General features: G+C 68.7%; 12 protein-coding genes. 7 read left to right on the plus strand and 5 right to left on the minus strand.

What is annotated here, in order from left to right:
• Window positions 1–25: 25 nt before the first annotated feature.
• The 4 genes from FURADRAFT_RS00190 to pxpB form a co-directional block, all read right to left on the minus strand.
• Window positions 26–823, minus strand: a complete 798-nt coding sequence (locus tag FURADRAFT_RS00190; RefSeq protein ID WP_008952058.1) for a putative hydro-lyase — start codon at window positions 821–823, stop codon at window positions 26–28.
• Between the two features lie 102 nt (window positions 824–925).
• Window positions 926–1666, minus strand: coding sequence for a 5-oxoprolinase subunit PxpA (gene pxpA / locus FURADRAFT_RS00195; RefSeq protein ID WP_008952059.1), 741 nt, complete (start codon window positions 1664–1666; stop codon window positions 926–928).
• Entirely contained in the window at window positions 1656–2582 is a 927-nt protein-coding gene (locus FURADRAFT_RS00200) for a 5-oxoprolinase subunit C family protein (protein ID WP_008952060.1), read from the minus strand. The genes pxpA and FURADRAFT_RS00200 overlap by 11 nt, the downstream gene beginning before the upstream one ends.
• Window positions 2575–3237 (minus strand): 5-oxoprolinase subunit PxpB, encoded by a 663-nt coding sequence (gene pxpB / locus FURADRAFT_RS00205; protein WP_008952061.1) that lies wholly within the window; start codon window positions 3235–3237, stop codon window positions 2575–2577. The genes FURADRAFT_RS00200 and pxpB overlap by 8 nt, the downstream gene beginning before the upstream one ends.
• 226 nt (window positions 3238–3463) lie before the next feature.
• On the opposite strand from pxpB, the gene FURADRAFT_RS00210 reads away from it, so the two are divergent.
• The gene (locus FURADRAFT_RS00210; protein WP_008952062.1) at window positions 3464–3973 is read left to right on the plus strand and encodes a winged helix DNA-binding protein; all 510 of its coding nucleotides are present in this window, start codon (window positions 3464–3466) and stop codon (window positions 3971–3973) included.
• A 200-nt stretch (window positions 3974–4173) separates the two neighbouring features.
• On the opposite strand, the gene FURADRAFT_RS00215 is transcribed toward FURADRAFT_RS00210, so the two are convergent.
• A complete protein-coding gene (locus FURADRAFT_RS00215; protein WP_008952063.1) occupies window positions 4174–5034 on the minus strand; it encodes an MBL fold metallo-hydrolase in 861 nt (286 codons plus the stop codon).
• 104 nt (window positions 5035–5138) lie between these two features.
• Here FURADRAFT_RS00215 and FURADRAFT_RS00220 point away from each other — a divergent pair, with 104 nt between their 5' ends.
• The 6 genes from FURADRAFT_RS00220 (at window position 5139) to aceE (ending at window position 12456) form a co-directional block, all read left to right on the plus strand.
• Complete coding sequence (locus FURADRAFT_RS00220; RefSeq protein ID WP_008952064.1) at window positions 5139–5480, plus strand: ArsR/SmtB family transcription factor; 342 nt, start codon at window positions 5139–5141, stop codon at window positions 5478–5480.
• Window positions 5477–5905, plus strand: coding sequence for a YeeE/YedE family protein (locus FURADRAFT_RS00225; protein ID WP_008952065.1), 429 nt, complete (start codon window positions 5477–5479; stop codon window positions 5903–5905). The genes FURADRAFT_RS00220 and FURADRAFT_RS00225 overlap by 4 nt, the downstream gene beginning before the upstream one ends.
• A gap of 9 nt (window positions 5906–5914) precedes the next feature.
• On the plus strand, window positions 5915–6331 hold the full coding sequence (locus FURADRAFT_RS00230) for a YeeE/YedE family protein (protein WP_008952066.1): 417 nt from the start codon (window positions 5915–5917) through the stop codon (window positions 6329–6331).
• A complete protein-coding gene (locus tag FURADRAFT_RS00235; protein WP_008952067.1) occupies window positions 6328–7998 on the plus strand; it encodes a SulP family inorganic anion transporter in 1671 nt (556 codons plus the stop codon). The genes FURADRAFT_RS00230 and FURADRAFT_RS00235 overlap by 4 nt, the downstream gene beginning before the upstream one ends.
• Window positions 7999–8054: 56 nt before the next feature.
• Window positions 8055–9494 carry a M48 family metalloprotease gene (locus tag FURADRAFT_RS00240; protein WP_008952068.1) on the plus strand — a complete coding sequence of 480 codons (1440 nt, stop codon included), beginning with the start codon at window positions 8055–8057 and terminating at the stop codon, window positions 9492–9494.
• 295 nt (window positions 9495–9789) lie between these two features.
• Window positions 9790–12456: a pyruvate dehydrogenase (acetyl-transferring), homodimeric type gene (gene aceE, locus FURADRAFT_RS00245; RefSeq protein WP_008952069.1), complete on the plus strand. Its 2667-nt coding sequence runs from the start codon at window positions 9790–9792 to the stop codon at window positions 12454–12456.
• The last annotated feature ends 5 nt before the right edge of the window (window positions 12457–12461 follow it).

The raw sequence follows: 12461 nt of genomic DNA on the forward strand, positions 1-12461 counted from the left end.
TCCTCTCAATCTCGAGAACCGGCGCTCACAGCGCGGCCAGGTGGGCATTCAGCAGATCGGTGATCAGCATCTTGCCCGGCGCATGGGTGATGCAGAACGGTGGCTTGGTGGCGGCGATGACCGACTGCGGGGTGACACCGCAAGCCCAGAACACCGGGATCTCGTGGTCCCGGATCGCCACCGCGTCGCCGTAGTCGGGACGGGCCAGGTCGGCGATGCCGATCAGGGCCGGATCGCCCAGGTGCACCGGCGCGCCGTGCACGGCGGGGAAGCGCGAGGTGACCTGGATGGCGCGGATGGCCTGGGCCGGCAGCATCGGCCGCATCGATACCACCAGCGGACCGTGGAACGGGCCGGCAGGCTGGGTCGGGATGCTGGTGCGGTACATCGGCACGTTGCAGCCCTGCTCGATGTGGCGCACCGGCACGCCGTTGGCGAGCAGCGCCTCTTCGAAGGAGAACGAGCAGCCGATGACGAAGGTGACCAGATCGTCGCGCCAGACCTCGTCGAGGTTGTCCGGTTCGGCGATCAGCTCGCCGTCGCGGAACACCCGGTAGCCCGGGACGTCGCTGCGGATGTCGATATCCTGGCCGAGCGCGGGCAGGGCGGTGTCGCCGGGTTCGGACACCGCCAGCACGGGGCAGGACTGCGGATTGCGCACGCAGAATTTCAGGAAGTCGTCGGCGTGGCTGGCCGGCAGGATCGCCAGGTTGGCTTGCACGTAGCCCGCCGCGAGGCCGGCGGTCGGCCCGGGATGGTCGCCGCGCCGGATGGCGAGACGTGCCGCCACGCTGGGCCGCGCAGGTTGAAGCGTGATGCTCATCAGGTTTCTCCGTTGTAGATAGCGGGCTTTTTGCCCTGTCGTTTTCTTGTTATCCGGTGCCGGGCGGGCGCTTCGGCCAACCTCGCCCGGGGCGCACAGGCTTCAGCCCGGCGCGCGCAAGTTCAGGCCGCGTGCCAGCAGCTCGCGCCGCAGCCGCCGGGCGAAGGCCACGGCATGGGCGCCGTCGCCGTGCAGGCAGACGGTGTCGGCACGCAGCGCGACGCGGCTGCCGTCGAGCGCGGTGACGCGGCCCTCGGTAATCATCTGCAGCGTCTGTGCCAACGCCTCGTCCTCGTCCTCGATCAGCGCGCCCGGAGTGCCGCGCGGCGCCAGGCTGCCGTCCGCCTGATAGGCGCGGTCGGCGAACACCTCGTCCAGTGCGCGCAGCCCGGCGCCGCGCGCCTGGCGCACCAGCTCGCTGCCAGCGAGCCCGACCACGGCCAGCGCCGGGTCGGCCGCCCGTACCGCGCGCACGATGGCCGCCGCCAGCTGCGGGTCGCGCGCCGCCTGGTTGTACAGCGCGCCGTGCGGCTTGACGTGGGTCAGGCGCACGCCTTCGCCGCGGGCGATCGCCTGCAGCGCGCCGATCTGGTACAGCACGTCGCTGTAGACGGTGTCGGGCGGCAGCTGCATCGCGCGGCGGCCGAAGTGCTCGCGGTCGGGAAAGCTCGGGTGCGCGCCCACCGCCACGCCGCGCGCCTTGGCGGCCTGCACCGCGGTGCGCATGGTGGCGGCGTCGCCGGCGTGCCAGCCGCAGGCGATGTTGGCCGAGCTGACGCAATCCAGGATCGCCGCGTCGTCGCCGCAGCCTTCGCCGAGGTCGGCGTTCAGGTCAATGTCCATAGGCACTCCAGTTGAAACGGTTCAGGTGATAGCGCTGCTGCCGCAGGGCGTGGCGCGCTTCGGCCAACGTGGTGGGCACGAAGTGCAGTTCGGCGCCGGGGCGGGCCTGCGCCAGCTTCCACAGGTCGGCCTCGATCACCGTGGCGATGCGCGGGTAGCCGCCGCTGGTCTGGGCGTCGGCCAGCAGCACGATGGGCTGGCCGCCGGGCGGCACCTGCACCACGCCGGGCAGCACGCCGTGCGACAGCAGTTCGTGGCGTGCTGTGCGTTCCAGTGCCGGGCCGGCCAGGCGGTAGCCCATGCGGTTGCTCTGCGGCGTGACGCTCCAGGGGCGGGTCCACAAGGCGTCCTGTGCGGCGGCGGAGAATTCGTCGTATTCCGGGCCGGGCAGGGCGCGGATTTCCGGTGTCCATTGCGGCGGGCGGCTGCCCGCCCGGCCTTCGAGTGCCACCGCTGCGCCCTGCGGCAGGCGGTCGCCGGCCTGCAGCGCGCGGCCCGCGAAGCCGCCGAAGCCGGCGGCGAGGTCGGTGGCGCGCGCGCCCAGCACCTCGGGCACGGCGATGCCGCCGTCCACCGCCAGGTAGGCGCGCATGCCGTGATGGCAGCCGCGCAGTTGCAGCACCTGTCCGGCGCGCATCGCCTGGCGCCAGCCGCACCACACCGGCGCGCCGTCCAGCGTGGCGTCGAAGTCGGCGCCGGTGAGCGCCAGCCAGCCGTCGCGCAAAAAGCGCAGCTGCACCGGCCCGAGCACGATTTCCAGCCCGGCCGCCCCTTCCGGGTTGCCGACCAGGCGGTTGGCCATCCTCAGTGCCGGCATGTCGAGTGCGCCGCCCTGGCCGATGCCGAGGTGGCGCAGGCCGTGGCGCCCCAGGTCCTGCACCGTGGTTTGAACGCCGGGACGCAGAATCTCAAGCATGGTGGGCCTCCTCCGGGGCGAAGCGTACGCGGTCGCCCGGCAGCAGCAGCGTGGGCGGATCGCGCCGCGGGTCGAACAGGGCCAGCGCGGTGCGGCCGATGAGATGCCAGCCGCCGGGGGCGGCGGCGGGATAGATGCCGGTCTGGCTGCCGCCGATGGCGACCGAGCCCGCCGGTACCGCCAGGCGCGGCTCGGCGCGGCGCGGCGTGGCGAGCGCCTCGGGCAGGCCGCCGAGATAGGCGAAGCCGGGCTGGAAGCCGAGGAAGAACACGATGTAGTCGGCGCCGCTGTGGCGGGCGATCACCTCGTCCGGGCTGAGCCCGGTGTGGCGCGCGACGTCGTCGAGGTCCGGCCCGTCCGCGCCGCCGTAGCGTACCGGGATGAGCACTTCGCGCGGGGTGAAGCTGGCCTCGTCGGCCCCGCTCCAGAGCTGCTCGAGTTCGGCCAGTACGGTCGTGCCGTCGCTGGCCAGCGGGTCGAACACCACGGTCAGGTTGTTCATGCCCGGCACGACGTCGGTGAGCTCGGTGCGGCCGCGCAGCTGGTTCGCCAGCCACCAGATGCGGCGCTGGCAGGCGAGTTCGGCCGGGGCGTCGACAGCCAGCACGGCCGCGCGCTCCCCCAGCAGGTAGAAGCGGGCTTCTCCTGGCTTCAAGGCGTTCTCCAATTGCAGTCATGCCCCGGCGGTGGTGCCGGGGTCGTTGTCGGTGTTGTTGGTGAGAACATAAAAATTTGCCGTCATGACGTCAATAAATTATCGATAATTTGTATTTGATGTGACGATGAAGTGTTGCGTTTCTGTGATCGTGCGGGGGCGGCGACGGCGGCAGGGAAGGGCGGGCTTGCTATACTGGCGGCCTTATCCCTATGGGCCACCGTCCATGAGCACGCATCTGAACATCGTTTCGTCTTCCCTCCTGGTGTCCGAGCGCAGCGTCGAGCTGTCCGAGTTCGAGTTCGGCCTGATCGTGGTCAACAACGCCTTCAACCGCTGGATGGTGCGCTGCATGACGGCGGCAGGCGAAAAGGACATGACGGCGCTGGAGGTGTCGCTGATCCACCACGTCAACCACCGTGGCCGCAAGAAGAAGCTGGCGGACATCTGCTTCGTGCTGAACATCGAGGACACGCACGTGGTGTCGTACGCGCTGAAGAAACTGGTGCGGATGGGCTACGTGGAGAGCGAGAAGAGCGGCAAGGAGGTGTTCTTCTCCACTACCGAGGCCGGCATGGCCTTGTGCGAGCGCTACCGCGAGGTGCGCGAGCAGTGCCTGATCGACGCGCTGGTGGAAAGCGGCACGCCGAACGCCGACATCGGCGAGACCGCCGAACTGTTGCGCGTGCTGTCAGGCTTGTACGATCAGGCCTCGCGCGCCGGCGCCTCGTTGTGAGCCCGATTCATTAGGCGGCTGCGCCTTCACGTCTTGAGCGCCGGCAGTACTGCGTGCGAATTTTCAATTCGCCCCGCGATCAGGAATCCTCATGTACTCCGTGTGCATTCCGGTTCCTGTGCGCTGGCGGCGCTCAACCTGTTTTGGCTCGCCCGCCTACTGAACCAGGCTGGGGGGGCGATTTTCCTAGTCTGTGGCGTTTACAGCCGGTTGAGCGGAATCTTCAGGTACGAGTAGCCGTCGGATTCGGCCGGCGGCAGCTGGCCAGCGCGGATGTTGATCTGCACCGACGGCAGGATCAGCACCGGCATCTCCAGCGTGGCGTCGCGCGCCTCGCGCATGGTGACGAAGTCGGCCTCGCCGATGCCGTCGTGCAGGTGGAGGTTGTGCGCGCGCTGCTCGGCCACGGTGGTTTCCCAGCGCGGCGCGCGCCCCTCGGGCGGGTAGTCGTGGCACATGAACAGCCGCGTCTCGCCCGGCAGGTCGAGCAGGCGCCGCACCGAGCGGTACAGGGTGGCGGCGTCGCCGCCGGGAAAATCGCAGCGCGCCGAGCCGACGTCGGGCATGAACAGGGTGTCGCCGACGAACACCGCGTCGCCGATCTGGTAGGCAATGTCGGCCGGGGTGTGGCCGGGCACGGCCAGCGCGCGCGCTTCCAGCGTGCCGATCATGAAGCGCTCGTCGTCGTGCAGCAGCACGTCGAACTGGCTGCCGTCAGTGCGGAACTCCTCTCCCAGATGAAAAATATCCTTGAAGATGCGCTGCACCGCGGGAATGCCGGCGCCGATGGCGATGCGTCCGCCCAGCGTGTCGCGCAACAGCGCGGCGGCGGAGAGGTGGTCGGCGTGGGCGTGGGTTTCCAGGATCCAGTCGACGCTCAGGCCGTGCGCCGTCACGAACTCGCGGATACGCCCGGCCGACACGGTGCCGGTGCGCCCGGCCTTGGCGTCGTAGTCGAGTACCGGGTCGATGATGGCGGCGTGGCCGCCGGGCTGGTCGTACACCACGTAGGAAATGGTGTGCGTGGCGGGGTCGTAGAACGCTTCGATCTGGGCGGACATGGTCTACCTCGTGACAGGAGTGGTGTTGATCAACACTATATTGATTAACGATATATAAATCAATATAATGAAGTCAACCGCAAGTCTCATTAAAGAGAGTATGGATGATGGATTTATCGCTACTGCGTGAAAACGCTGGCAAGGCCTCGGCGCTGCTGCGCAGCCTGGCCAACGAGGACCGGCTGCTGCTGCTGTGCCAGCTGGTGGACGGCGAGAAGACGGTGTCGGAACTGGAGCGCCTCACCGGCATCCGCCAGCCCACGCTGTCGCAGCAGCTCGGTGTGCTGCGCAACGAGGGGCTGGTGGCCACGCGGCGTGAAGGCAAGTGGATCTATTACCGCATCGCCAGCAACGAGGCGATGGTGCTGCTGGACGCGCTGCACGCGCTGTTCTGCGGCGACGCCACGGCGCCGGCGGCGGATTCGACCGAGGAGGAGACGGCATGATCGACTGGAATCATTTCACCCCACTGGCGTCGCTCGCCGGCGGCGTGCTGATCGGCCTGGCGGCGAGCTGGCTGGTGCTCGCCAACGGCCGCATCGCCGGCATCAGCGGCCTGCTGGGCGGTCTGGTGGACCGCGCCGCCGACTGGCGCCCGCGCGCCGCCTTCATCGCCGGGCTGGTGCTGGCGCCGCTGCTCTACCGCGTGCTGGCGGGCGGCCTGCCTTCGGCCAACGTCACGGCCGCGTGGCCGCAGCTGGCGCTGGCCGGGCTGCTGGTCGGAGTCGGCACGCGCTACGCCTCGGGCTGCACCAGCGGCCACGGCGTGTGCGGGCTGGCGCGGCTGAGCCCGCGCTCGCTGGTGGCCACGCTGAGCTTCATGGCGGCGGGCTTCGTTACGGTGTATGTGCTGCGCCACGTTCTGGCCTGAGGGGGAGACATGAAAACACTATCGGCATTGCTGGCCGGGCTGGTCTTCGGCCTCGGTCTGATCCTCTCGGGCATGGCCAATCCGGCCAAGGTGCAGGGCTTCCTCGATCTGGCCGGCGCCTGGGACCCGAGCCTGGCGCTGGTGATGGCGGGAGCCATCGGCGCGGCCTTCCTACCGTTCCGGCTGGCCGGCCAGCGCAAGAAGAGCTGGCTGGGCGAGCCCTTGCACCTGCCGGGCACGCGCGAGATCACGCCGCGCCTGGTGCTGGGCAGCCTGTTGTTCGGCATCGGCTGGGGCCTGGCCGGGCTGTGCCCGGGCCCGGCGCTGGTGTTGCTGGGGACGCTCTCCGGGCCGGCGCTGGTGTTTGTCTCGGCGATGCTGGCCGGCATGGAGTTGTTCCGCCTGCTGCAACACAAGCGGGCATGACGGCCTGGCTGCCCGGCTGGCTGCGCCATTACCGCCGCGCCTGGCTGCCCGGCGACGCCGTGGCCGGGGTGGTGGTGGCGCTGCTGCTGGTGCCGCAGGGCCTCGCCTACGCGCTGGTGGCCGGGTTGCCGGCCGAGGCTGGGCTCTACGCCAGCCTGCCGCCCTTGCTGCTGTACGGCCTGATCGGCAAGAGCCACGCGCAATCGGTCGGGCCGATGGCGCTGACCTCGCTGCTGGCGGCGGCGACGCTGTCGCGGCTGGCCGCGCCGGGCAGCACGGAGTACCTGGCGCTGGCGGTGTGGCTGGCGCTGTTGTCCGGGGCGATGCTGGTCGCGCTCGGGGCGGCGCGCCTCGGCTTCCTCGTCGATTTTCTCTCGACGCCGGTGCTGGCGGCGTTCACCTCGGCCTCGGCGCTGCTGATCGTGCTGGCGCAACTGGCGCCGCTGCTCGGGCTGCACGGCGGCGGTGCCGCGCTGCCGGCGCTGTTGGCGGCCGTGCTGGACGGCTGGCAACGCTTCAACCCGTTGGCGCTGGGCGTGGGCGCGCTGGCCCTGCTGTGGCTGGCCGGGGCACGGCGCCTGCTGCCGCCGGCGCTGGCGCGCGCCGCGCCGGTGCTGGCGGTGTTGCTGGGCATCGTGGCGGTGCGCGAGGCCGGCTGGGCCACGCGCCTGCCGGTGGTGGGCGCGGTGCCCGCCGGGCTGCCCGCGTTGTCGCTGCCGCTGCTGCCCTGGGAGCTGCTCGCCGAACTGATGCTGCCGGCCTTCTTCATGGCGCTGATCAACTACGTGCAGAGCCTGTCGGTGGCGCAGCTGTTGGCCGAACCCCGCCACGAGCGGGTGGAGCCGGACCGCGAACTGCTCGCGCTCGGCGTGTGCAACCTCGGCGCTGGGCTGTTCGGCGGCTTTCCGGTCACCGGCGGCCTGAGCCGCTCGCTGGTCAACGCCGCCGCCGGGGCGCACAGTCCGCTGGCGTCGTGGATCAGCGCCGGCGGCATCGCGCTGGTGCTGCTGTTCGCCGGGGCCGCGCTGTCCAGCCTGCCGCTCGCGGTGCTGGCCGCCACCATCGTCGTGGCGGTCTACCCCAGCATCGGTTTTGGCGCCTTGCGCCAGGCCTGGCGCGCCGACCGCGCCGACGCCGTGGCGTTCGTACTGACCTTCGCGCTGGTGCTGCTGCTCGGCGTCGAGAGCGGCATCGTCGCCGGGGTGCTGGTGTCGCTGGGCGCCTGGCTGTGGCGCAGCAGCCGGCCGCACATGGCCGAGGTGGGGCGGCTGCCGGGCACTCAGCACTACCGCAACGTCACGCGCTTTGCCACCGAGACGCTACCCGGCGTGCTGTTCCTGCGCGTCGACGAGAGCCTCTACTTCGGCAACGCCCGGCTGGTGCGCGACACCGTGCTCGACCGCCTCGCCGAGCGGCCGCAGCTGAGCACGCTGGTGCTGATCATGAGCGCGGTCAACCGCCTCGATGCCAGTGCCGTGGCGATGCTGCAGTGGCTCGACGACAGCCTGGCGCGGCGCGGCGTGACGCTGGCGCTGGCCGAGGTCAAGGGACCGGTGGGCACGGTGCTGGCGCGTGCCGGCCTGCTCAAGCGTTTCGCCGGGCGCCACTTCCTCTCCACCGACCAGGCCTGGCGCCACTACGCGCCGCCACCGGATTTTCATATCTGAAACACGGCGCACGCCGGCTGCAACTTTGCGCCGGCGATGGGTATCATAGGCTGGACATGAAAACCGTCCTCACCGCCGCCGCCCTGGCCCTGGCCCTGTCCGGCACCGTCTCTGCCCAGATCGACCTGCCCGAGCTGGGCGACGCCTCGTCCGCCTCGTTCAGCCCGAGCCAGGAAGCGGCGGTCGGGCGCGACGTGATGAACCGCCTGCGCGAATCCGGCGAAACCCTGGACGACGCCGACGTCTCCGCCTACCTGCAGGAACTGGGCGGGCGCCTGGCCCAGGCGGCGCAGGCGCCGGATTTGAACTTCTCGTTCTTCGCCGTCAACGACCGCAGCATCAACGCCTTCGCCATGCCCGGCGGCTACATCGGTGTGCACTCCGGGCTGGTGCTGACGACGCAGAGCGAGGCCGAGCTGGCCTCGGTGCTGGCGCACGAGATCGCCCACGCCAGCCAGCACCACCTGGCGCGCCTCAAGGCCGCCAGTGCGCCCAACCAGCTGTGGCTGCTGGCGGCGCTGTTGGCCGGGGCGCTGGCCTCGCGCGCCGGCAACTCCGACGCCGCCTTCGGCGCCATCAACGCCGGCATCGGCCTGTCGGTGTCGAGCGAGCTCGCCTACACGCGCGATTTCGAACGCGAGGCCGACCGCCTCGGCATGCAGTACCTCGCCGCCGCCGGCTTCGACGCGCGCGCCATGCCGTCTTTCTTCCAGCGCATGCAGCAGAGCAACCGCTTCAACGACAACAACGCGCTGGCCTTCCTGCGCTCGCACCCGGTCACCGGCGAGCGCATCAGCGAAGCGCAGGACCGCGCGCTGGCCTTTCCGCTCAGGATGCACGCCGACAGCACCGCCTACCTGCTGGTGCGGGAGAAGCTGCGGCTGGCGACGCTGGGGCGCGAAGAGGCGCTACGCTACTACCAGGCCAGGCTGAAGAGCCGCCAGTTCCTCAGCGAGGGCGCGCAGTGGTACGGCCTGTCGCTGGCGCGGCTCGCCGCCTCCCAGCCCGGTCCGGCGCGCGAGGCACTGGCCGAGGCGCGCCGGCGCCTGCCGGCCAGCCCGCTGCTGTTCGGCCAGGAGGCCGCCATCGAGCGCGCCGAGCGCAACTGGACGGCGGCGCTGGACGCCTACCGGCGCGGCCTGGCGGCCTTCCCCGGCTACGGCCCGCTGCGCTACGGCGAGATCGACACCCTGCTCGACAGCGGCCAGCGCGAGGTTGCACTGACACGGCTGCGCGGCGAACTCAACCGCTATCCCTCCGAACCCGCGCTGTACCGGCGCCAGGCCGCCGTCTACGCCGACCGGGACAAGCTGCGCTACCACGCCGCCTTGGGTCAGGCGTTCTATTACGAGCAGCGCTACGAGGCGGCGCTGGAGCAATTCCAGTACGCCAGCCAGGCCCCGGGCGACGATTTCTACCTGCGTTCCTCGATCGAGGCGCGCATCCGCGAACTGCAGAACCGGCTCAAGGAAGAACGCCGCCAGGCGCGCAGTTGAGCCAGCCGCGGCCGTCCGCCGGCCCGGAATCGCAAAAAAACAACATCGTGCATCGCAGCAATTCAACTCGATCCGCATAATTTGCAGGAAATCACTGATTGCCTATTCCTTTCCGAACAGGGCAAGCTTTACACTGCGAATCTGATGAACAAACTGTTCGAAAATGAAAATTTCGATTCTGTTAATGTTCATTTTCAAACCAACCCCGGCGAAGTCGATTCATTCCTGAGCCGTGTGACGACACAGCGGGATCGGTCCCGACCGGTACCCAGAAAACCAGATGTGAGGATGAGAGATGGCTGCAACCTTCCCTGACGATATCGATCCGTTGGAGACGAAAGAGTGGCTGGATGCACTGCAATCGGTACTCGAAAACGAAGGTATCGAACGTGCCCAGTACCTGCTTGAGCATCTGGTCGAACGCTCCCGCGACGGTGGCGTCGATCTGACGCTGGGGTCCACCACCCCTTACGTGAATACCGTATCCCTTGACCGCCAGGCGCCGCTCGCCGGCGACCCGGCCGTGGAAGAGCGCCTGCGCAATATCGTGCGCTGGAACGCGCTGGCCACCGTGGTCAAGGCCAACAAGGGCAACGACATGGGCCTGGGCGGCCACATCGCCTCGTTCCAGTCCGCCTCCACGCTGTACGAAACCGGCTTCAACCATTTCTGGCACGCCCCGAGCGACGGTCACGGCGGCGACTTGGTGTACGTGCAGGGCCACTCCGCGCCCGGCATCTACTCGCGCGCCTTCCTGGAAGGCCGCCTGTCCGAAGACCAGATGCTCAACTTCCGCCAGGAAGTCGACGGCCATGGCCTGTCTTCCTATCCGCACCCGTGGCTGATGCCGAACTTCTGGCAGTTCCCGACCGTGTCGATGGGCCTGGGTCCGCTGATGGCCATCTACCAGGCGCGCTTCATGAAGTACCTGGACGACCGCGGTCTGGCCAACACCAAGAACCGCAAGATCTGGGTGTTCTGCGGCGACGGCGAAATGGACGAGCCGGAATCGCTGGGCGCCATGGGCGTGGCCGCGCGTGAAGGCCTCGACAACCTGGTGTTCGTGATCAACTGCAACCTGCAGCGTCTGGACGGCCCGGTGCGCGGCAACGGCAAGATCATCCAGGAACTGGAAGGCGAATTCCAGGGTGCCGGCTGGAACGTGATCAAGGTGATCTGGGGTTCCAAGTGGGACGCCCTGCTGGCCAAGGACAAGACCGGCCTGTTGAAGAAACGCATGATGGAATGCGTGGACGGCGACTACCAGACCTTCAAGTCGAAGGACGGCGCCTACGTGCGCCAGTACTTCTTCGGCAAGTACCCGGAACTGCTGGAGCTGGTCGCCGACATGACCGACGACGAGGTCTGGGCGCTGAACCGTGGCGGCCACGATCCGCGCAAGGTGTACGCCGCCTACCACGACGCCTGCAACAACGCCAACGGCAAGCCGACCGTGATCCTCGCCAAGACCATCAAGGGCGAGGGCATGGGGCACTCCGGCGAGGCGCAGAACACCGCGCACCAGACCAAGAAGATGGACATGGACTCCATCCGCCGCTTCCGCGACATCTACGGCATCCCGCTCAGCGACGAACAGCTGGAAAGCGTGCCGTTCTACAAGCCGGCCGACGACAGCCCGGAAATGCAGTACCTGCACGCCCGCCGCAAGGCGCTGGGCGGCTACCTGCCGGCGCGTAATCCGGTGAAGGAGCCGATGGCGATTCCGGAACTGTCCGCCTTCGACGCGCTGCTGAAGGACTCCGGCGGCCGCGAGTTCTCCACCACCATGGCCTTCGTGCGCATGCTGGGCACCCTGGTCAAGGACAAGCAGATCGGCAAGCACATCGTGCCGATCGTGCCGGACGAATCGCGTACCTTCGGTATGGAAGGCATGTTCCGCCAGCTCGGCATCTGGAACACCTGGGGCCAGAACTACGTGCCGCAGGACCACGACCAGCTGATGTTCTACAAGGAATCGAAGGAAGGCCAGATCCTGCAGGAAGGCATCAACGAGCCGGGCGCGATGAGCTCCTGGATCGCCGCCGCCACCTCGTACGCCAACCACGGCGTGCCGATGATCCCGTTCTACATCTACTACTCGATGTTCGGCTTCCAGCGCGTCGGCGACCTGGCCTGGGCCGCCGGTGACCTGCGCGCCCGTGGCTTCCTCTTGGGCGGTACCGCCGGACGCACCACGCTGAACGGCGAGGGCTTGCAGCACGAAGACGGCCACAGCCACATCCAGGCCGGCCTGATCCCGAACTGTGTGACCTACGACCCGACCTTCGCCTACGAAGTGGCGGTGATCGTGCAGGACGGCATGCGCCGCATGTACGTCGAGCAGCAGGACGTGTTCTATTACCTGACGGTGATGAACGAGAACTACGCGCATCCGGACATGCCGGCCGGCGCCGAAGCGGGCATCCTGAAGGGCCTGTACAAGTTCAAGTCGGTCGGCGACGGCGCGCTGCGCGTCAAGCTGATGGGCTCGGGCACCATCTTCAACGAAGTGATCGCTGCGGCCGACCTGTTGGCCAACGATTTCGGCATCGGCTCCGACATCTTCAGCGCCACCTCGTTCAACCAGCTGCGCCGCGAGGGCATGGAAGCCGCCCGCTGGAACCTGCTGCACCCGACCGAAGCGGCCAAGAAGCCGTACGTGACCGAAGTGCTGGAAGGTTTCGACGGCCCGACCATCGCCGCCACCGACTACATCCGCAACTACGCCGACCAGGTGCGCGAATACGTGCCGGGCCGCTACGTGGTGCTCGGCACCGACGGCTTCGGCCGCTCGGACAGCCGCCAGAAGCTGCGCGAGTTCTTCGAGGTGAACCGCTACTACGTCGCCGTCGCCGCGCTCAAGGCGCTGGCCGACGAGGGCAAGATCGGCGCCGACAAGGTGGCCGAGGCGATCGCCAAGTACGGCCTGCAGGCCGACAAGCAGCCTTCCTGGAAGGTGTAACCGGG

It is taken from the genome of Pseudogulbenkiania ferrooxidans 2002, from assembly GCF_000174355.1.
GTDB classification, from domain to species: Bacteria; Pseudomonadota; Gammaproteobacteria; order Burkholderiales; family Chromobacteriaceae; genus Pseudogulbenkiania; species Pseudogulbenkiania ferrooxidans.

Bases quoted from the DNA above. Each gene is read 5' to 3' on its own strand.
- FURADRAFT_RS00190 (WP_008952058.1), bottom strand. From the start codon at position 823: ATGAGCATCACGCTTCAACCTGCGCGGCCCAGCGTGGCGGCACGTCTC.
- pxpA (WP_008952059.1), bottom strand. From the start codon at position 1,666: ATGGACATTGACCTGAACGCCGACCTCGGCGAAGGCTGCGGCGACGAC.
- FURADRAFT_RS00200 (WP_008952060.1), bottom strand. From the start codon at position 2,582: ATGCTTGAGATTCTGCGTCCCGGCGTTCAAACCACGGTGCAGGACCTG.
- FURADRAFT_RS00210 (WP_008952062.1), top strand. From the start codon at position 3,464: ATGAGCACGCATCTGAACATCGTTTCGTCTTCCCTCCTGGTGTCCGAG.
- FURADRAFT_RS00215 (WP_008952063.1), bottom strand. From the start codon at position 5,034: ATGTCCGCCCAGATCGAAGCGTTCTACGACCCCGCCACGCACACCATT.
- FURADRAFT_RS00220 (WP_008952064.1), top strand. From the start codon at position 5,139: ATGATGGATTTATCGCTACTGCGTGAAAACGCTGGCAAGGCCTCGGCG.
- FURADRAFT_RS00225 (WP_008952065.1), top strand. From the start codon at position 5,477: ATGATCGACTGGAATCATTTCACCCCACTGGCGTCGCTCGCCGGCGGC.
- FURADRAFT_RS00230 (WP_008952066.1), top strand. From the start codon at position 5,915: ATGAAAACACTATCGGCATTGCTGGCCGGGCTGGTCTTCGGCCTCGGT.
- FURADRAFT_RS00235 (WP_008952067.1), top strand. From the start codon at position 6,328: ATGACGGCCTGGCTGCCCGGCTGGCTGCGCCATTACCGCCGCGCCTGG.
- FURADRAFT_RS00240 (WP_008952068.1), top strand. From the start codon at position 8,055: ATGAAAACCGTCCTCACCGCCGCCGCCCTGGCCCTGGCCCTGTCCGGC.
- aceE (WP_008952069.1), top strand. From the start codon at position 9,790: ATGGCTGCAACCTTCCCTGACGATATCGATCCGTTGGAGACGAAAGAG.